We start from the raw sequence: 18884 nt of genomic DNA, 5'->3' as shown, positions 1-18884 counted from the left end.
TATTCTTTATCTTAATTTTCGCGCGTGTTTTTAAATTCGATGTCTGGGTAACGTTCTTGCGACAACTGTAAGTTCACTCTAGTAGGGGCGATATACGTAAGGTTATCGCCACCATCTAGTGCAAGGTTTTGCTCACCCTTGCGGCGGAACTCATCCAGCTTTTTCTCGTCTTTACAGTACACCCATCGGGCAGTGTTTACGTTAATGTGCTCGTACAATGCATCAACATTGTATTCTGCCTTCAAACGGGCGACGACCACGTCAAACTGAAGTACACCTACCGCACCTACAATGAGGTCATTATTGGCAAGCGGCCTAAATACCTGAACCGCACCTTCTTCTGAAAGCTGGATAAGGCCTTTTAGCAATTGCTTCTGTTTTAGCGGGTCGCGTAATCGAATACGTTTAAATAATTCTGGTGCGAAGTTAGGGATACCACTGAAGCGATAGTTATCACCTGAGGTAAAAGTATCACCAATTCGAATGGTCCCGTGGTTGTGCAGACCAATAATATCTCCTGCATACGCCTCTTCAAGTAAGGCTCTATCGCCGGCTAAAAAGGTTAAAGCATCGGAAATACGTACATCTTTGCCAAGTCGTGAGTGACGCATTTTCATGCCCTTCTCATACTTGCCCGATACAATACGACAAAACGCGATGCGGTCGCGGTGTTTAGGATCCATATTCGCCTGAATTTTGAATACGAAACCGCTGAACTTGGTATCTGTCGATTCAACTGGGCTTTCATCAGTCTCACGGCCTTGTGGCGCGGGAGCCCATTCAACCATGCCATCAAGCATATGGTCGACACCAAAGTTACCCAATGCAGTACCGAAAAATACTGGGGTAAGCTGGCCGTCTAAAAAGAGTTCTTTATCAAAGTCGTTTGATGCACCGCGCACAAGCTCTAGCTCGTCACGTAAAGTTTCAGCTAGGTCGCTGCCAATGGCATCTTCAAGTTCAGGGTTATCTAGCCCTTTTAAGATACGAACTTCTTGAATGGTGTGCCCATGCCCACTTTGGTACAAAATGGTTTCGTCACGATAAAGGTGATAAACCCCTTTAAAGCTTTTCCCGCAGCCGATTGGCCAGGTAATTGGCGCGCAAAGAATATCGAGTTCGCTCTCAACTTCATCCATCACTTCTAGTGGATCGCGAATATCGCGGTCGAGCTTGTTCATAAAGGTTAAGATAGGCGTGTCACGTAAACGGGTAACTTCCATCAATTTACGGGTTCTATCCTCTACCCCTTTCGCGGCATCGATAACCATTAAGCAAGAATCTACTGCGGTAAGCGTACGGTAGGTATCTTCCGAGAAATCTTCGTGTCCAGGCGTATCCAGTAAATTAACCAAATGGTCTTTGTAAGGAAACTGCATTACAGAAGTGGTTACAGATATACCACGCTCTTTTTCCATCTCCATCCAATCTGACTTTGCATGTTGGCCAGACTTTTTACCTTTTACCGTACCTGCGGTTTGCAGTGCGTTTCCGAACAACAGTACTTTTTCAGTAATGGTGGTTTTACCCGCATCTGGATGCGAGATAATAGCGAACGTTCTTCGCTTATTGATTTCGTTTAGAAAATCGGCATTTGCCATGAAAAATCGGTCCCGTTTCGTACCCGTAATGGTACTTCAGTCTTGAGTATTTACTCGCTTTGCTTAGTGGCGTTCTTACTGTCGTACTAACGTGTGCAACGTGCTTTTGCTACCAGCTTTTGTACACAGCATTACGAAGGGACGCCAAGCATCACACCTTCCCTTTTGAAGCCTTAATTAGCACCCAAAAAGTGGAAAGCATTGAGGGAGTATAAAAATGCCGCTTATTATACATTTGTGGCAGCTAAAAACACGCTCTGCTGACGTTTTTCTCTTAACTCACCGTTAAATATTGTCTGATGGATAAATTCGTGATTTCAGAGGTGAAAATAGTGCTGGCAAAAGAGCTGCTAAAAGAGGCGAAAACAGAGCCAATTAAAGACATAGTAGCGGGATTAGTGATAGCGCTGAAAAGAGCGCTGTTAAAGCTGCGGTGAAAGTGTTTTTTTAGGCAGAGATAACTGCCATGATGAGAGTGCTAAAGAAAAGATTTCATAACCTCATATTCTCTAAAACTCAGAATTTTTTAATCTCATGATCTATTGATAGCAAAACGGGCGGCTCAACACCTTGCTATTATGTTGCGCCGCCGTTCTTTTTAATATTTAACCTTTTAAAACGCTAACGATTTAACAAACTCAAGCTTAAGCTGTGCGCGCATCTAAGGAACCACTGAATCGAGTTGCTACCAGCGCTGCTAAACAAATCACGCCACCCACCCAGGCGGTATCTCGTAATTCCATGCCCTCAACAATTGCACCACCTAATACTGAACCCAGTGCAATGCCAATATTGAACGCAGCAATATTTAACCCTGATGCCACATCTACCGCATTTGGGGTGTATCGCTCGGCTAATTTCACCACATATACTTGCAAGCCAGGTACATTACCAAAGGCAAATGCGCCCCACACCAATACGGTTAATACAGCACCTACTTGGGTGTTCATGGTAAATGTTAGGGTAAATAGTATGAGCGCGAGAGCAGTAAAAATAATAGTAAGCGCTTTTATGGGCCCTTTCTTATCGGCAAGTTTACCGCCGTAAATATTACCAATGGCCACAGACACTCCGTAAACCAGCATGATAATACTTACCGCAGAAGGCGCAAAACCGCTCTCTTGCTTAGGTGAATGTCGTAAAAGTCCCCCCGCCGACTGGAGCTAACCGAAGAAGGTGTAGTCTACCTACAGTACGCCCGCGACAGTGTGAACTTACTAGAAAAAGGCGAAGAAGCGTTACGGCTGCTAAACCAAAAACCTTCTGGGCTATTAAGAATAGATGCAGCCAGCCCCTTTGTGCTGCATCAGTTAACCCCACTGATAGGTGAATTTCGTGAGGCGTACCCAGAGATAAAACTCGATATCACCAGTCACGACAACATCATTGATTTGCTTGAACATAAAACCGATATCGCCATTCGAATTGGTGCCCTGAGCGATTCTAATTTGCATGCCAAAACCTTGGGGCGAAGTGCACTTCATTTGGTGGCGAGCCCAGCCTATTTAGCAAGTTCTAATATTGATGTGTCTATAAGGTCATTGGGCGAACATCGACTCATTGGCTTTTCCAGTGGCGCTAGCTTGAACCGCTGGCCTTTATCAGAAGAGGTAAAACTTAATTTCGATTTAAAAGCATCCAGCGGGGAAACCATCAGGCAGCTTTGTTTAGCAGATCAAGGCATTGCCCTACTGTCGCACTTTATGGTGGCAGACGATTTAGAAAACGGTAAACTTGTCAGCGTATTAGGCGAGCACTTACTTACACCAAACAATCGAGAGCCCGTGCAAGCGGTGTACTACCGAAACAGTGCAGTGTCGTCACGTATCTCGGCTTTTTTAGATTTTATACAGCCACGTCTCAAGCTGTAGCGACTTGTTTATTGGCCCAGTTTATTTGGTTTGCCCAGGCACCTTGGATATCAATTTCTTTAGTGCCGACTTTGGCAACGCGTTGAGGGTAAGTGCACAAAGCATTACAGTGGCGCCAACAATCACCATGGGCAGCAAGGTTTCACCTAGTAACAGTACCGAGCTTACGTAACCAATGATTGGCGTAAGCGTGCTAATAAGTACGATGCGCTCAGGCGGAAGCTTAGGCCCTGCAGACACCATAAGACCAAAACCCAACCCAGTAGCGATTGGTCCAATGTAAGATAGTGACAACCAACCTCGCGCCCCGTATTCAGCAAAGTTGGGGACACCCTCAATAGCACAGGCAATCGCTAGCATTACTACTCCAGCCAATGCAAATTGCCAGAACACCGCATCAATAACACTGCCATGCCATTTGTGAAATGAAACACGCCTTATCGACACGGCCCACAATCCCGAAGCTAATAGCATGCCAAACAAAGGTAACCAAGCACCAGGCTGGCCCGACGCGAATAATATTAAGCCAACGCCAATTGTAGAGATACTCGTCAGTAAAAAACGTTTTGCTGCAGGTCGCTGTCGATACCACACGGTATCAATCACCAGCATCCACAGTGGTGTGGTGTAAATTAAAATACTCGCGGTACCGGCAGGAATGTACTGCAGGCAAACCGTGATTAACCCCATAGAGCCAATGAACTGCACCAAGGCTACCGTAAAGATAACCGCGCGGTCGGGCCGTGAAAAAGTAGGTAATCGTTTTTTGGTGATAAACACAAACAAGGCGATAACAGGCAAGGCAAATAATAACCTAAGTGTCACCATCCAATACGCACTTACAGAATCTAAACCTAGCTTCATTGCTGGCCAACTTAAGCCTAAGCACAACACTGAAACAAACAACATTTTAATGCCTTTTGCTTGAACTGACGGAGGAGGCAACGCAGAAGACATATTCAATACCTATAAAATGAAAAAGCATGCGCTATTTCACAAAAAATAAGACAGTAAGTGACATTTCACTTAGCCGCGCAATATACGCGAATAACCTGAAACCGGATATAGACCTTAACGACGTAATTAGGCGCCTTATCGCGCATAAAGGCCAAGGGAAATAAAGGTTAAACTAAGGTAATAATATTGCCACAGACAATAGTTTGCGTTGCCCTTGTTGAATGGGCGTAACACTATGACTGTACAAATCAGGCCGAAAGAAATAAACACGGTTAAATAAGTTAAAAATAACCTTGTCGGCACAAAACACCCCACCCACTTTTGGCTGCTTTAATACCACATTAAACTTATAGTATTTCCCTTCGCTTACAGGGTCGTTATGTCTCATTACCCGATGACCTTCAGGATAGGTCACAAGATTAATGGCAAACCGTTTAAATCGCACAATCTCCCGATTGATAACCTTTGGCATTTATCCTCTTTAGTTAGTTTTTAACAACGTAAACATTGAATGTTATTGTCTCAGAGAACAGGAGTAGACTGATAGTGCGCGGGTAGATCGAGAAGGTATAACTTGTGCGATTGCGTGTTTAGTTTAGCTTCTTGAGTTTAAAGCGAGGCTTTCATTATTTTAGCATCTTCTTTGCCGTTAGCGGTTTGATAATAGCTTTTTCTTACTTCGATATGCTCAAAACCGGTATGTTCGTAAAGGTTGATTGCCCCAATATTACTGGCGCGAACCTCTAACCACATTGAGGTCATTTCGTTGTGCTGGGCGTGTTGTTTTACGTACTCCACTAAAGCCCGCCCTATCCCTTCTTGGCGACAACGCTTATCTACTGCAATATCCATCAAGGTAGCTTCATCAACCACTTCAAGTACCAATGCGTATCCCACTACTTGATCATCTTTTATAGCAAGGGCACCGAAATAGGGTGCCGTAGTGCAATCAGCAAACGTTGCAAAAGACCAAGGTTTGAATTGAGACGCTTCGTGAATGCCGTGGGCTTGCGCTAAAGCACTTTGACAACTTGTATTTGAAACTAATTGGATATGCAAAATAGGTCAACCGAGTGAGGGAATTTAACGCGCTTCTGGCGATTTTACATTGTTGGGCAAAGCACAAAGCATTTTCCACAGCTGCTTTTGCATCGTTGCCGTCAGTAAGTGAGGCGCTGACGGTATAACAATGCCACCGTTAGTTACTGCTACGTCTTGCCCTAGCTTCACCTGAGTACTGGTGAAGGGTAATTGAAGATAAGCGAGCGCAACATCTAAATCTTGCAGCCACTGCTTGCCCTGTAAGCGCTGTGCTTGGGTTAATTCAACCATAGCAGGTGGATTTGTCGAAGCAGGATTGGACAACACATTCGATAATTGGCTGGGTAATTGGCTGGATGATTGGCTCGAAGCATTAACAGACTTCGCTTTTGGTGCACTCTTGCTTGCAGCGCTATCTGCATTACTACCTACCGAGCGCGGTGTCGCTGACGACGAATCACTAGCGTTCGGGCTGGTAGCTTTTGTTTGGCCAGAGGCTTTGGTTGAATCTGATGATACTTGAGCACGAAGTTGTGCCAACCGGCTTTGCTTTTCTTCATTAGAAGGCATGGCCGGTGAATGATTGCTGGTCGTTGCAAAAGAAACATTAGCAGAGGGCTTATTCTCAACATCAGTCGCAACCGAGTTCGTGTTTTCAACTTGCAGCGATGACTGGCTCACCCAGACAGGGATCCCCATTTCTTGCAACACAGCACGCTGAAAAGTAGAAAGCGACATAAAAATCCAACCTCGTTTAATTACTTAACATTGTATAGCAACGCGATTAAAAATGGCAACGCGATTAAAAATGGCAGATACAGAATGACTAACTTGCTGAGTTTAACTTAGCTTAAGAAGAATAAATAATGATAAAAATTGAATTTAGAAAACAAGAAGGGAAAGTGGCAGGGGTGGAGGGACTCGAACCCCCAACCATCGGTTTTGGAGACCGCTGTTCTACCAATTCGAACTACACCCCTAGCGCGCTGTGCATTATACGGATGACATATAAAAGGTAAAGCATTTTTCTACTGCCTTATGCACTACCGCTTATTAAACAAACAAAGCGCTGTGAAAACAAACAAAAAGCGTGCTTTAGCCAGCGTTTTGCTTGGTTGCCTCAAGCGCAGCCAGCCATAAATCGTTAGTTACGTTAACGATTTCCATGTGAAGTTGAACTTGCGATAAGACCTCATCTTCATCTTTACCTACTTCTTTTGCATAGGCGATGGCTAATGCCTGTGTTTGCGCTTCACTCATTGCGTTTATCTTTGCACACCCAGCCACATCGAAATAGCGATTACCCATGGCCGAGTATTCCCAGTCAACAATGAAAGGCGTTGAGTCACGTACCACATGATGAGCAAGTAGGTCGTTGTGACACAGCACATAGTCTTCTGTGCTGCCTTCACTTTTCACTAAACTTGCCCGAAGTTGAATAGCGCGGTCGAAAAGCGCATCGCCTTCTTTCAATCCAGCGGAGTGCATATAGTGCAACCAACGAGAAAATAAATTGAGAGGTCTAGCGGTGATAGGCAGGGCGTGGACACGGGCAAGTACTGATGCCAACGCTTCGGGAGAACGAATACTGGGATGAGGATCAGTTTCCTCCTCCCATTGCTCTACCCAAATTAATTCATCATCGCTTAACCAAATAGGCTTTGGTGCAATGCCTCGCTCAGCAAGTTGCTGTTGCAATACAAACTGATGGAATCTGTCGATGCCGCTAAATGCATCTTCCCCCACCCATTTGACAGCAAACCCACGATTATCATCTTTAAGATGATACACCTGATTCACTATGCCAGCGGGGTGACGTTCCACTGTAGCTGAATCAGATAAATTAAGTGCTTCTTTCAAAAGCGGAATAATAGTTTCCGGTTTCATCTTGCTTATTCCATTGCGCTAACCATTGTAGATACCCAAAAATCGAGAATCCTACATACCCAAGGAACAAGCATGCTGATAATGCCATCCCCACTTGAAAGTATAAAAAGGCGGAGGCCAAATTAATAAAGAACCAGTAAATCCAATTTTGTAAAACTTTATGCGCCACCATAAAAGTGGTAATTACACTCAAAAGATGGATACTCGCATCGAGTAGTAGATGATCACTATTAAATTGGGAAGTGACTAATTTAGATAATCCCCACGCACAGCACAACAGCACAGGGACTATTGTAAGATGTATCCATAGCGGCCATGAACGCACTGGCTTCTCAGTGCCCCCATCACCACCTTTTGACCACTGATAATAACCATAGCCTGCCATTATCATATAGAAGAAATTCAGGATGGACTGAAACGGTAACGTCACCTGCCAAAACAGCCAGGTATAGATAGCCGTGCTGGCGAAGGCACAAAGCCAACACCAGCTATTCTGTTTTGCCGCAAGCAGCACATAGGCAATGGCAAGCACTACAGCCAACCATTCCAGTTTTGATGTGGCCGCTATCTGCGACAAAAATTCAGTGAAAAATGCACTCATGCTTCAGTTTTTCTGGCTTGTTTATTCGCCTGCATAGCATCGTAGTTTAGAAACTTCGCCACGAAAATAGCCTGTCCAACTTCTTCATGAGTGCGCTGCATTTCCTTACCAAGAATAGACATCACATGTCCGTAATCACCGGACACTTGCGTGCTGGTAGAAGTAGTTAATACACCAATATCACCGTAGCTATTCAAGCGATCAATAAATTGCTGAATAGGCTCAATATATTCACCTACTAATGGGTATAACGATAGCTCAACCATGACTTGCATAGCATACTCCTAGAATTGGTATTTAACGGTAACACCGAACTGTCGGCCATTACCTAATTGATAATAAGGTTCTGCAAACGCATACTCATCACGAGGGTCATTGCTAAACCCACCAAAACCTCTGGTGTAATACTCATTATCGAAGGCATTTTTAACCCACAGGCTGGTTTGCCAGTTATCAGAAAACCATACAATTTCACTGTTTACTAGTGTTGTCGAAGGGGCTTCTACGTCATGCCCATCAGAAAAACGGTAGCTATCTTTGAAATCAATATCAATGCGCCAAAGCACATCATCAGTAATGGATAGCTCACTAAATAAGTTAGCCGTGTATTCAGGTGCTTGTGCTTGGCGCTGTTTTTCAATCACAGTGCCATCGGTAAGCGTATAATCTTCAAAAGTTGCATCTAGGTAGCCCAAACTCATGTTCATGGTCCAGTTTTCATCTACCAGCCAACTTAACTCTAGCTCAGCACCTTTGTTAGTGCCTATATCTGCGTTGTCTATAATGTCGATAAAATCAGCGGTACCATCTTCGCGTATTTGAACATCAAAATTACTTACTTGCGTATCGTCCCTGTCCATATAGAAAAGGGCGGCTCGCATGGTAACTTCAGGCACCAATAAAGGCCCTTTTACACCAAGCTCGTAGTTCCAGTTATATTCTTCATCAAAGAATCGCTGCTCATCTGATACACGTTCGTCAGGGTTATACCCTGCCCCTTTGTAGCCGCGAGAAATACTGGCGTAGTAAAAGTGGTTTTCACCTGTGTATTGCAATGCCACTTTACCGCCAGTCATCGTAGTATCATGACTACTTTCAAGGCCATTGTTATCTGAGTAATCAAAACCGTAGTTTTCGACACGTAACCCTGCCACTAACGTTAGGCTAGTGGTAAGTGTAGATTCAGTCTGTAAATATACCGCCTTGGTGGTGGGTTCATACACACTGGTAAAGTCACCTGATGCATAGGTGTACTCTCGTAACAAATCTTCTTCACTGGTTTTATAAAAAGCACCAAGCGTCCAAGCCGTCGCGCCATTAAATAACGCAGCACTGTCTGAAGATACAAATCGTACTTCTGCGGTTTGGGTGTCTACATCACGGAAATAAGCGTCAAATGAGGTATAGCCGAAAGGGTGAAAACCTTCGTAAGTCCAATCTTCGTCATATCCGTAACCGATATTATGGGAAGCGTGGGTGGCAATTAAAATAAAGTCACCGCCATTAGTCGAGGTAGTGGCTCTAGCACTCACAGCATGGGTTTGATGAGTGTCAAAACCTGGCTCATCAGATAACGTCTGATTATTGTTATCTAGCGAAAACGCATCATAACCATTGTCGATGTCATACCAACGATACGTCAGCGCCAAAGTGCTTCTTTCGTCGATATTCCCAGCAACACTTATGCGCGCTGCGGTTTCATCAAGATTATTCGTATCATCACGTTTTTGCTCGGTGCCGTCACTGTTAACTACGGTATTTTCTACAAAACCATCACTACTGTTATGCATAAGTGCAACGCGATAACCCCAATCCTGGTTAATATCGTTGCCAGTGGCTGCCTCTACGCGGTAGCTATCTTTATTGCCTGCTCTGATCTCAACATAATCAGGCCCTTCGTCACCTACCGCATTGCTAGAAAGCTTTACTGCTCCTGCCAATGCGCCAGAACCAAATAACGTGGCTTGAGGACCGCGATACACTTCTAGCTGCTGCGTATCAAAAATAAGGCCCGCTGCCGCAAGACCAGAGAAATCAAATTCGTCAACGATGAAACTAACAGACGGGTTAATAGGCTCTACAAATTGACTACGTTCACCGATACCGCGAATTTGAACAAAGCGGCCGCGAGAAGCGCCTGCGGCGAAGTTCACGTTCGGCACACTGTTTAGCACACTATCAATATGGGTAGGCTGGCGACTGCTTAAGCGCTTAGCGCTCATAACGGTAGCACTTGCACTTAGTTGGTCTAATACAGTTTCGCGAAAGTCTCCGCTAACGACAATACGTTCAACGTCTTCAAGTTGTGTTTCTTGCTGAGTAGTTTGTGCGCTAACTGAAAGCGAAGCGGCAAGTAAAGAAAGACAAAATATAGGTTTTTGCATGGGATCTCTTATTCTTTTTTAAGAAAAAAGATCCGGGTGTACGGCAGGTGATACGACTATGTGGTCAACCATCCCTACGCCGGCATTATCCGGATCAGGTGTAAGGGTTCTCACAGTGATGATGTGAATCTCAGTCCGCGGTACGGACACCCCTTGGTATATGCGTTCGGTTTGAATACCAAATACAGCGAGGAGTCTACCAGTTACGCCAAAACCGTCAAGATATTAAACGGTTAACTTGACGTAACAATAGGCACGCTATTCGTGTTATGTAAGCTTATTTTTGTTCTTCTAATTCAAGATTAAGCTTTCGCACTTCTTCGTTAGTTTGAGACACTAGCGCCTCAAGGGTTTTACCATGCGCTGCAGGTTGACGTGATTCTGGGTCTACTTTAACGAAGACAATATCATCGGCGAAACAGATGGTTTTTTTAGTGGCTTTATTGCGCACTAGACAACTTACCGTAATCGACGTTCTACCCACGGCTTTAGTCTCAAGACCAAACTCAACAATATCACCTTGCAGTGCAGGAGACTCAAAACTAATTTCCCCAATATGTTTGGTTACCAAACAATTGGTTTCTAATTGGCAAATTGCCCAAATAGCAGCCTCTTCATCAATCCATTCAAGCGCGCGGCCGCCAAATAAAGAGTTGGCATAATTTAAGTCGTTTGGCATCACTAGACGCCGAGAAAGAAAGCGCATTCGAATTCCTTTAGATAAGTAGTTACTATAAGCAGAGAAAGTCTTAATTATACCGAAAAAACACACCTATGGCGCCACCGGAATTAACTCAATGGTTGTTTAACCCTATTTATTCGCAAGCACGACATACTGAGCATCGTCGTCTACTTGTGCTTTCTGGTGAGTACGAGTGGGTAAATAAGAGTTTAACGTCTATTTTAAGCGATATTCCCCCCACACTTATCGTCAAAGAAGTAGGGGCTGAGAACTCACTGCGCCGTAAACATTTGTTAGGTAATGAATGCGATATCGGGGTGGTACATGCTCATCAAGGGTTCAACCCTGGAAACCTCATGGCCATTGCTGGCACCATTCGATGGGGTGGGTGTCTTATTTTATGCTGCCCTACGCTCGACGCTTGGCATTTGCACACCCGCCCTAGTCACCTGTCACATGGTTTTACTGCATCACCAAGCCTGTATATAAAAAGGCTTGTCGCAATACTAAAAAACGATAAACATGTAGCCATTTGGAGCTCCAACAACAGCCATATTCCTGATTGGGTAGCTGGTGATACCGTAAATTTGTTAAACCGGCTAAACCCGGTTACCTCTGAGAGCTCTATCAATCAGGTAGTATCAGAAAACGCACACGCAACACAGCCATTAGATGGTGAGGAAACCCGTAGGCCACAGTTCAAATCAGTTGAACAGCAGGCGGCATTTGATTGCCTGACAAACAAGTGGTCGCAAGGTAATCGTAAAGCTGTCATCACAGCGCCTAGAGGCAGAGGAAAGTCTGCGCTTTTAGGGATGTTTGTTGCATCAAGGCTTAAAAAGGGCGAAAAAATAGTAATCACTAGCGCCATTCGTGAAAACACGAGCACCCTTTTCAAGCATATTCGCATAGGCATAGGAATAGACATAGAGTCATCAAATTCAGAGAAAAAGGCACAAGGAAGCCTGGCTGCTAATTGCGGTACTGATTCTAATGGTGCCACTAATTCAAATGGTGCAAGTAATTCTAATGGTACTACTGATGCCAATGGTAGTACTGATGATGAGTCAGGTATTGCTGGAACTGTCACTAAAGCGGCTTTTGCTGTTGAGGATTTTGTTAGTGAAGCAGTCTCTCATCAAGCTTCAGAGAGTGAGAAAAGTGGATCTGCACAGTGGCTTGCGCCAGATAACCCAGCGCTTATCAATGGTGACTATGACTTACTTATTATTGACGAAGCAGCGTCCTTCCCCTTACCTGTACTTAAGTTGTTAATTGGCGCTCATGATAACTATGTGATCAGCACAACATTGCAGGGATACGAAGGAAGTGGACAAGGCTTTATGCAACGCATGCTACCGGCTTTTAATGCTGAAGGCGCTTTGCACCTTTCATTAAGCACACCGCTTCGTTGGATACAGAACGATAAACTAGAAAGCCTCATACATAATATTTGCTTATTTGAAGGAACAGAGTCATTTAATACCTTTAGTGGAGCACCGCCAGAAATACTGCGAGAACTAAGGCAAGAACTACGGCAAAAATTACAACAAAAAGCACCGCCAGATAAATTTAGCGGTGACTACAGGATAGGTTTGGTGTCTGCATTGTCGGAACACGAATTACATTGTGTGATGCAACTGTTAGCCACTGCACACTATCAAACCACTCCTGACGACTTCATGCGGCTTTGTGACAGCCCAGATATCGTATTGTTTACCCAATGGGCCGACTCTCGTTTAATCGCTGCAGCAATAATAAATTGTGAAGGCGGCGAGCCTTTAGCAGATGTACGTGAAGGAATTGCAAATGGTTCCCGCCGCCCTAAAGGCCATTTAGGGGCGCAGAGGCTTACGCTACTCACGGCAAACCCCTCCACTGCATCGTATCGGTACTGGAGAATAAATCGCATAGCAGTTGCTCCTCATCTACAAGGCCGAGGGCTAGGTAGAGGCCTGGTAAGCTTTATTAACGAGCAAGCCTCTGCACAAAACATAGATGCACTGACTAGCTCTTATGGCGCTTCTGACAAGCTTAATCACTTTTGGCAGCAATGCGGATTTACGCTTGTGGATATGGGGGAAAAACCTAATAAAGCGAGCGGTGAAACCAGTGCATTGGTTGTAAAAAGTATCTCTGAACGCTTTGGGCCACAACAAGAAGTATTGTCATGCTTATTTACCCATAGCCAAGCAACCGACATTGTTCCTATCAGTAAGCTTCCAACCATCACTCGAAATACACTAATAAAAAAACTAAATCAGTTCGTTGATGCGACTAGACCATTAAACCAAGTTAGCTTAGCAATAAACGCGTTGGCCGCAGAGGTATCTGTGTCCACCCAGTGTGCTAAGCATACTGAGAGCCCTATTAAAACGTGCACGAGTGAAACGGATGAAGTCACGCCTGAACTTCTTTTATTACTGACTAATTCCCCACTACCCACCAATAAGCTTATAAAGCTTTTAGGCGTGAATGGTCGTAAAGCATTAACTGAGTCATTAAGAAAAAAGATAGGCAATATGTTGGCTTCTACAACAATATAAACCTGGGTCTATTTTTAGCAAAAAAAAGGCCTCCAAATGGAGGCCTTTTTATTTATCGGTATAACTACTAAATGTTAATACCGCGGTTTTTAGCCTTCTCTTTAATGTAAGGCTCCCAAGCCGCCGCATTACGACGTAGCGAGCGATCTTTCTTCGCTTCTTGGATGTGCTTATAAGCTTCTCTGAAGTCGCCTGCATAGAAGTTCGCTTCCATAAGTGTGAAGTGAACTTTACCAGGGTTTTCTACACCACGCTCTAATGCATTGTTTAATGCTTTAATCGCGCCTTTGTAATCTTCAGCAACTAGCAACAAGGTACCTTGCTTTCTGTAATGCTCAGGGTCTGAACTCTTCGCAGCAGCTTTAGCGTAAAGCGTAGCAGCCTTGTCATAGTTTTTAGCCTGGTGATATGCGTTAGCAATGCTAGCTAGCATATCTGCATCTTCTTCTAGCAAACCAGATTTAACGTGTTTTTCCAAAATTTGAGCAGCTTTAAAAGGCATGCCGTTAGTTTGGAATAACTGAGATAACGTTTTAATCTCGTTTACTTTCTTAAGGTAGCCTTGGATGTAAGCCATCTCAAACGTAGATAAGCCCTTCTCGAAGTCTTCTACTGAAAGGTAGAAGAAGCCAAGCTGAGTCCACCAGCGAGGTTCCTCAGGGAAATTGCGAACTAATTCTTCTGCAACTGCCACTGTTTGAGGAAACATCTTACGCTCGTAGTATGACGTTAGCTTTAACACATAAGGGTTTTTGTTCGGCTCATCATACAAAGCTATCGCTCTGTCAGCTGGCTCAATCATCTTATCTAATTGGCCTGCTTCATAATAAGCTTGCGCTAAACGGGTATAAACGTCTGCATCTTCTTTACACGTAAAGTCCATCCACGCGTTATACCATTTAATCGCATCAGTATATTTGTTCTCTTGCATGTTCAAATCACCTAATAACTTAAGTGTTTGAGAATGCTCAAGGTCATTCAATACTTTAGGTTCTACAGACTGGTTTAAATAACCAAGTGCTTTAGAACCTTTACCTTCTTGTGCAGCTAATAAGTTACCAATAAAGCGATTTACATACGCAGCATCGAAGTCTTCAGAAGGGTCAATTTCATATAAAATGTTTAACGCTTCATCAACTTGATCTTCGTTGTAAAATTCAAATGCTTTTTGAACTTTTTTACCTGTACGCTCGCCTACTAAGGTTGTTTTGGCTTTTTCGTAACCAGGGCACATAACAGGTGAAGACTGCGCTAGTGCCGCTGGTGCAGAAAACACTGCACCGGCACCAAGCACTAAAGCAAATGCAGACATTTTGAATTTATTTTTCATCATGATCATTGCTCCAGTTTAAAGTCTAGCTGTACGAACATGCCAGTCTGCTTAACAGCTTTGCCGTCAACAATCTTAGGCTTGTATTTCCACTTACGTAATGCACGTCGTGCCTCACGGTCGAATACACGCTTAGGTTCAGCTTCAATTACTTCGATATCGTCTACACCACCAATTTCATTAATAGTGAAAGACAATCTTACCCAACCTTCACGGCCATCACGGGCTGCGTCAGGTGGATATTTCGGATCGATACGAACGATTGGAGTAGCGTCGCCATCGCGCTGCATAGCGCCGACACCACCAATGTTTACACCAACACCACCAGTATCAATAGCTGGGATTGCTAGGCTAAAGCCATCTGCATCCGGTTCAGCTGCTTCTGGCTCAACAAGCTCCATTTTAGGAGGCTGCTGAGGCGGAGGTGGAGGTGGAGGCGGAACACGTTGACGCGTTTGCGTCTGATCGTCTGGTTCCTGCATCACAATATCGATTACCGGTGCTTCAGGTACTTCGTCCGCCGGTCTGGCTGAGTTTTCAATCAACTTAGCCATAAGTACGAACAGGGCAAATGCAACACCAGCACCTAACAATATAGATACAATTATACGTAACATCTTAACCCCTTGCCGCTACCGAGACACGGTTAACGCCTGCAGCTTTAACCTGGTCCATTATTTCCACTACCAAACCATGCTTGGCCTTAACATCAGCCTGAATGATTACATAGTCAGTTGGCTGCTCGGTAAGCAGTCGTTCAATATTCGCTCTAACGCTGTCCGGCGCTACTTCACGTTTATCTAACCAAACGCTCCCATCTTCTGTAACTGCTATGAAGATGTTCGCGTTCTTGTGAAGAACCGCCTGGCTCGCGTCGGGCTTATTAACTTCAATCCCTGCTTCTTTAACGAAAACAGTGGTAACGATAAAGAAGATCAGCATGATAAACACGATATCCAACATGGGTGTCATGTCAATCTGTGCGTCTTCTTCCTCGATTCTGACTTTTCGAGCCATAATATCTCTCTCTAATGATGTGGCAGGCTATCAACTAACCCTTCGCGTGCCAGCTTCACTTTCGCTTCAAGACGAGAACTGATGAACAGTCCAGAAAGCGCGGCTACCATTCCCGCCATAGTCGGGATTGTTGCCATGGAGATACCAGCTGCCATTAATCTTGCATTGCTGGTGCCTTGTGTCGCCATCGTCTCGAAAACACCGATCATACCGGTTACTGTTCCCAGTAGCCCGATTAACGGACACATTGCAATAATGGTGCGAATAATCAGCATTCTAGCGTTCAGATCATCTGACGCCTGAGAAATCCACGCGTCACGGATTCTATGCGCATACCAAGATGTGGTATCTGCTCGGGCATCCCAATTTTTGATGATGTTTTTCTTCACCGTTGGGAAGACCGAGGTTAAATACCAATAACGCTCAATCATTAAAACCCACATGAGAAAGAGCGCGGCAGCAACGAAATAAAGCACGTCACCGCCGGTAGCGATAAAATCCCTGACCGATTCAAATAATCCAATCAGGTAATTCATTCTAAACTCTCTCCGACTCTGAATGAGCTGCTACGATACCCGCAGTTTGCTCATCAAGAATGTGGATGATTGATTTGCTACGTGAAGCTACGATGCTGTGAGTAAGAATCAGTGGCAATGCCGCGATAATACCTTGAGCCGTAGTTACAAGCGCCATAGAGATACTACCAGCCATCATACGAGGGTCGCCTGTACCGAACAATGTGATTGTTTGGAACGTCGCGATCATACCTAGTACCGTACCTAGTAGACCTAGTAGAGGTGCGATTGCTGCGAAGATCTTGATTACGTTAATGCCGCTTTCGATACGTGGAAGTTCACGTAGGATAGCTTCATCAAGTTTAAGTTCTAAGTTTTCAGCATCAGCAGCTTTGTTCTCTTGATAAACTTTCAAGATGCGACCTAGAGGGTTGCCATCTGAAGGGTTACCTGGGTTTTTAAGCTGTGAACGCATTTTACCAGCAACTACTGTAAGCGTGATTAGCTTGTAAAGACCGATAAGTAGACCAATCGCTAGCATTACAGTGATTGTGTAACCTACTACACCACCTGCATGATAACGCTCAGACATAGTCGCTTTTTGCTTCAACAGACCAAGGATTGCGCCTTGAGATGGGTCAGCGTAGAAAGGAACCATACCTGAAGTCGCAGCGATTAAATCGTCAGCTGAACTTACAAAGTGTCCGTCTGGTTGGCGACCAAGAGGCTGAACGATTTCGTTTTCAGCATCATAAGTTAGGTAGCCATCTTCGCCTACAAGGTTGAAAGTACCGATACGAACAACTTCTTGCTGTGAAGAACCGCCATCAAGGTTAACAACTTCTGTAGTGAAACGAACTGTTTCGCCACCTTCAGTCATTTCTTTCTGTAGAGCAAACCATAGGTCTTCTAGTTCTTGAATGTTAGGAAGACCTTTAGAGTCTTCTGCCATTCCAGCTAGGAACTCACCACGGCCTGGGAATTGAGCACTAACGATTGATGTAGCAACACGGCCGTAAGCTTCAGAAGACGCTTGACGAACCACACCGAACATCTCACCAAGCGTACCAGTTGCCTGATCTAGCTCAGCGGCTTTTTCGTTTAGCGTTACTTCGTTGTCAGAGAATTGTTGTTGAAGACGATCGCCACGACCTTGTTCAGCTTTCAATTCAGATTCTGCTTTGCGAAGAAGCGCTTGCTTGTCTGCACGAGCAGATTGGAATTCTGCTTCACGCTGTTTGTTGATACGTGTTTCAGAAACACGGTTATCCTGAACTTGGTCTAGAAGTTCTTTAAGGCTCTTTGCTTCCTGAGCCTGAGCTCCGGTTGCTACAACCGCAAGAGTGGCAGCGGTTAAAAGAGATTTGAATACTGGTTTCATTAACAATTACTCCGCTGCACTAATTGGTAGTTTGATCAGGTCCGCAGGAATGACGTTATTAGCCATTTTAACTGCGTCAACAACTGAAGACACATACTCGTCTCCAAGCTGTTCCCATGCGCGGCTTTCATTGTTCCATGCCCAAGCGTTTTCTTGGTCAAGAGACAATGCCACTAGTGCAGTACGACCTAGGTTAAAGAAGTCAACAGTCACTTCAGTGCCGTTGCTATCGATAGTACCTTGGTAAGAGTTAATCTTAGTGCCGTACTCAACTTCAACCAAGTATGCTTCGATTACTTGGCGGAACTGTTCTGAAACAGTTACGTTAGAGTTAGACATAACATCACGTAAACGCTGAACACGCTCTAGACGCTCATCTAAGTGAATAGGACGGTCAAGTTTGATGAATTTCTCAAGACTATCGATCATGCGGAACATAAGAGGAACGATGCCCTGCTTAGTTTGCTCGATGCTGTCAATCTGACGTTGCAAAGAGTCAATTCCACGTTGTTGATCTGCTACAAGACTCGCAATGTAGTCATTGTATATTTTGAGGTTTTCTGTCTCATCTACTGTTTGACGGTATTCAACCAGTAATTCTTGAGACTGTTCAAACAACGTGTTGATTTTTTCCTGAGATTTCGCTGCAGCCGCGTGGATTTTCGCTTCTTCTTTATGAAGGTCATCAAGCGTATCTGCAGAGACTGCACTACCTGTTAGTGCGAAAGCACCGATAACAGTAGAAGCAATAAGAGTTCTCTTGCTCATTTTGGACATAGTTCCCAACCAAATTTCTTATTTGAATCCTCGCCGATAAAGGAAAACAGTTCGGGCAAGGGGCGTATTAAACTTTTACAATTATGTTTTAGGAATGTAGTACGGACCTTAGCTTCCAGTACTACGAACGTATTATACTCACACGGATTACAGCACTGAGTCAAGTAACACCCTGTTTACACCAAGTAGATTTTTCATCATCTGTTTAATATACGTTCGAATTCTCCTGCAGAATTCATTCCAACGTACAAATAACTGGCAAATACGGGGTTATTTTTTTGTCTATCAGCAAAA

Annotated in this window: 17 protein-coding genes, 1 tRNA gene, 2 pseudogenes and 1 riboswitch; of the genes and pseudogenes, 2 read left to right on the top strand and 18 right to left on the bottom strand. The window is 44.3% G+C overall.

Features of this window, described 5'->3' with window-relative positions; translation table 11 throughout:
- Positions 1-11: 11 nt before the first annotated feature.
- Positions 12-1601, bottom strand: a complete 1590-nt coding sequence (gene prfC / locus J8L84_RS13945; RefSeq protein WP_211071216.1) for a peptide chain release factor 3 — start codon at positions 1599-1601, stop codon at positions 12-14.
- A gap of 644 nt (positions 1602-2245) precedes the next feature.
- A pseudogene (locus J8L84_RS13940) lies at positions 2246-2753 on the bottom strand (MFS transporter); the annotation flags it as partial.
- Here J8L84_RS13940 and J8L84_RS13935 point away from each other — a divergent pair.
- A pseudogene (locus J8L84_RS13935) lies at positions 2747-3472 on the top strand (LysR substrate-binding domain-containing protein); the annotation flags it as partial. The pseudogenes J8L84_RS13940 and J8L84_RS13935 overlap by 7 nt on opposite strands.
- Before the next feature lie 21 nt (positions 3473-3493).
- On the opposite strand, the gene J8L84_RS13930 reads toward J8L84_RS13935, so the two are convergent.
- From J8L84_RS13930 to J8L84_RS13885, 10 genes are all read right to left on the bottom strand, one after another.
- On the bottom strand, positions 3494-4429 hold the full coding sequence (locus J8L84_RS13930) for a DMT family transporter (RefSeq protein WP_211071214.1): 936 nt from the start codon (positions 4427-4429) through the stop codon (positions 3494-3496).
- A 172-nt stretch (positions 4430-4601) separates the two neighbouring features.
- Positions 4602-4901: a 2OG-Fe(II) oxygenase gene (locus tag J8L84_RS13925; RefSeq protein ID WP_211071213.1), complete on the bottom strand. Its 300-nt coding sequence runs from the start codon at positions 4899-4901 to the stop codon at positions 4602-4604.
- Positions 4902-5038: 137 nt separating this feature from the next.
- Positions 5039-5488, bottom strand: a complete 450-nt coding sequence (rimI, locus tag J8L84_RS13920; protein WP_211071212.1) for a ribosomal protein S18-alanine N-acetyltransferase — start codon at positions 5486-5488, stop codon at positions 5039-5041.
- A 24-nt stretch (positions 5489-5512) separates the two neighbouring features.
- Positions 5513-6208, bottom strand: a complete 696-nt coding sequence (locus J8L84_RS13915; protein ID WP_211071211.1) for a hypothetical protein — start codon at positions 6206-6208, stop codon at positions 5513-5515.
- Between the two features lie 165 nt (positions 6209-6373).
- A tRNA-Trp gene (locus J8L84_RS13910) sits at positions 6374-6450 on the bottom strand.
- A 115-nt stretch (positions 6451-6565) separates the two neighbouring features.
- Positions 6566-7357: a phosphotransferase gene (locus J8L84_RS13905; RefSeq protein ID WP_211071210.1), complete on the bottom strand. Its 792-nt coding sequence runs from the start codon at positions 7355-7357 to the stop codon at positions 6566-6568.
- Positions 7314-7958 carry a nicotinamide riboside transporter PnuC gene (gene pnuC, locus J8L84_RS13900; protein ID WP_211071209.1) on the bottom strand — a complete coding sequence of 215 codons (645 nt, stop codon included), beginning with the start codon at positions 7956-7958 and terminating at the stop codon, positions 7314-7316. The genes J8L84_RS13905 and pnuC overlap by 44 nt, the downstream gene beginning before the upstream one ends.
- Positions 7955-8233, bottom strand: coding sequence for a YkoF family thiamine/hydroxymethylpyrimidine-binding protein (locus J8L84_RS13895; RefSeq protein ID WP_211071208.1), 279 nt, complete (start codon positions 8231-8233; stop codon positions 7955-7957). The genes pnuC and J8L84_RS13895 overlap by 4 nt, the downstream gene beginning before the upstream one ends.
- A 9-nt stretch (positions 8234-8242) precedes the next feature.
- Entirely contained in the window at positions 8243-10342 is a 2100-nt protein-coding gene (locus tag J8L84_RS13890) for a TonB-dependent receptor (protein ID WP_211071207.1), read from the bottom strand.
- 54 nt (positions 10343-10396) lie between these two features.
- Positions 10397-10506: riboswitch (TPP riboswitch) on the bottom strand.
- Positions 10507-10619: 113 nt separating this feature from the next.
- Positions 10620-11048, bottom strand: a complete 429-nt coding sequence (locus J8L84_RS13885; protein WP_013785028.1) for a hotdog domain-containing protein — start codon at positions 11046-11048, stop codon at positions 10620-10622.
- Between the two features lie 68 nt (positions 11049-11116).
- Between J8L84_RS13885 and J8L84_RS13880 the strand changes: the two genes are divergently transcribed.
- Complete coding sequence (locus J8L84_RS13880; RefSeq protein WP_211071206.1) at positions 11117-13570, top strand: GNAT family N-acetyltransferase; 2454 nt, start codon at positions 11117-11119, stop codon at positions 13568-13570.
- A 67-nt stretch (positions 13571-13637) separates the two neighbouring features.
- On the opposite strand, the gene J8L84_RS13875 is transcribed toward J8L84_RS13880, so the two are convergent.
- From J8L84_RS13875 to J8L84_RS13850, 6 genes are read right to left on the bottom strand one after another with little or no spacing between them, the layout of a single operon-like run.
- Positions 13638-14903 carry a tetratricopeptide repeat protein gene (locus tag J8L84_RS13875; RefSeq protein WP_211071205.1) on the bottom strand — a complete coding sequence of 422 codons (1266 nt, stop codon included), beginning with the start codon at positions 14901-14903 and terminating at the stop codon, positions 13638-13640.
- A gap of 2 nt (positions 14904-14905) precedes the next feature.
- The gene (locus J8L84_RS13870; protein ID WP_211071204.1) at positions 14906-15517 is read right to left on the bottom strand and encodes an energy transducer TonB; all 612 of its coding nucleotides are present in this window, start codon (positions 15515-15517) and stop codon (positions 14906-14908) included.
- Between the two features lies 1 nt (position 15518).
- Positions 15519-15917 carry a biopolymer transporter ExbD gene (locus J8L84_RS13865; RefSeq protein ID WP_013785032.1) on the bottom strand — a complete coding sequence of 133 codons (399 nt, stop codon included), beginning with the start codon at positions 15915-15917 and terminating at the stop codon, positions 15519-15521.
- An 11-nt stretch (positions 15918-15928) separates the two neighbouring features.
- Positions 15929-16453 (bottom strand): MotA/TolQ/ExbB proton channel family protein, encoded by a 525-nt coding sequence (locus J8L84_RS13860; protein ID WP_211071203.1) that lies wholly within the window; start codon positions 16451-16453, stop codon positions 15929-15931.
- A gap of 1 nt (position 16454) precedes the next feature.
- The gene (locus tag J8L84_RS13855) at positions 16455-17813 is read right to left on the bottom strand and encodes a MotA/TolQ/ExbB proton channel family protein (protein WP_211071202.1); all 1359 of its coding nucleotides are present in this window, start codon (positions 17811-17813) and stop codon (positions 16455-16457) included.
- A gap of 6 nt (positions 17814-17819) precedes the next feature.
- The gene (locus J8L84_RS13850) at positions 17820-18581 is read right to left on the bottom strand and encodes a DUF3450 domain-containing protein (protein ID WP_211071201.1); all 762 of its coding nucleotides are present in this window, start codon (positions 18579-18581) and stop codon (positions 17820-17822) included.
- Positions 18582-18884 lie beyond the last annotated feature (303 nt).

The sequence above is a fragment of the Alteromonas sp. MMG017 genome, assembly GCF_018100795.1.
In the GTDB taxonomy this organism is placed as follows: Bacteria; Pseudomonadota; Gammaproteobacteria; order Enterobacterales; family Alteromonadaceae; genus Alteromonas.
Note: the sequence above shows the minus strand (reverse complement) of the source record. Positions and strands in the feature narration are given on the sequence as shown.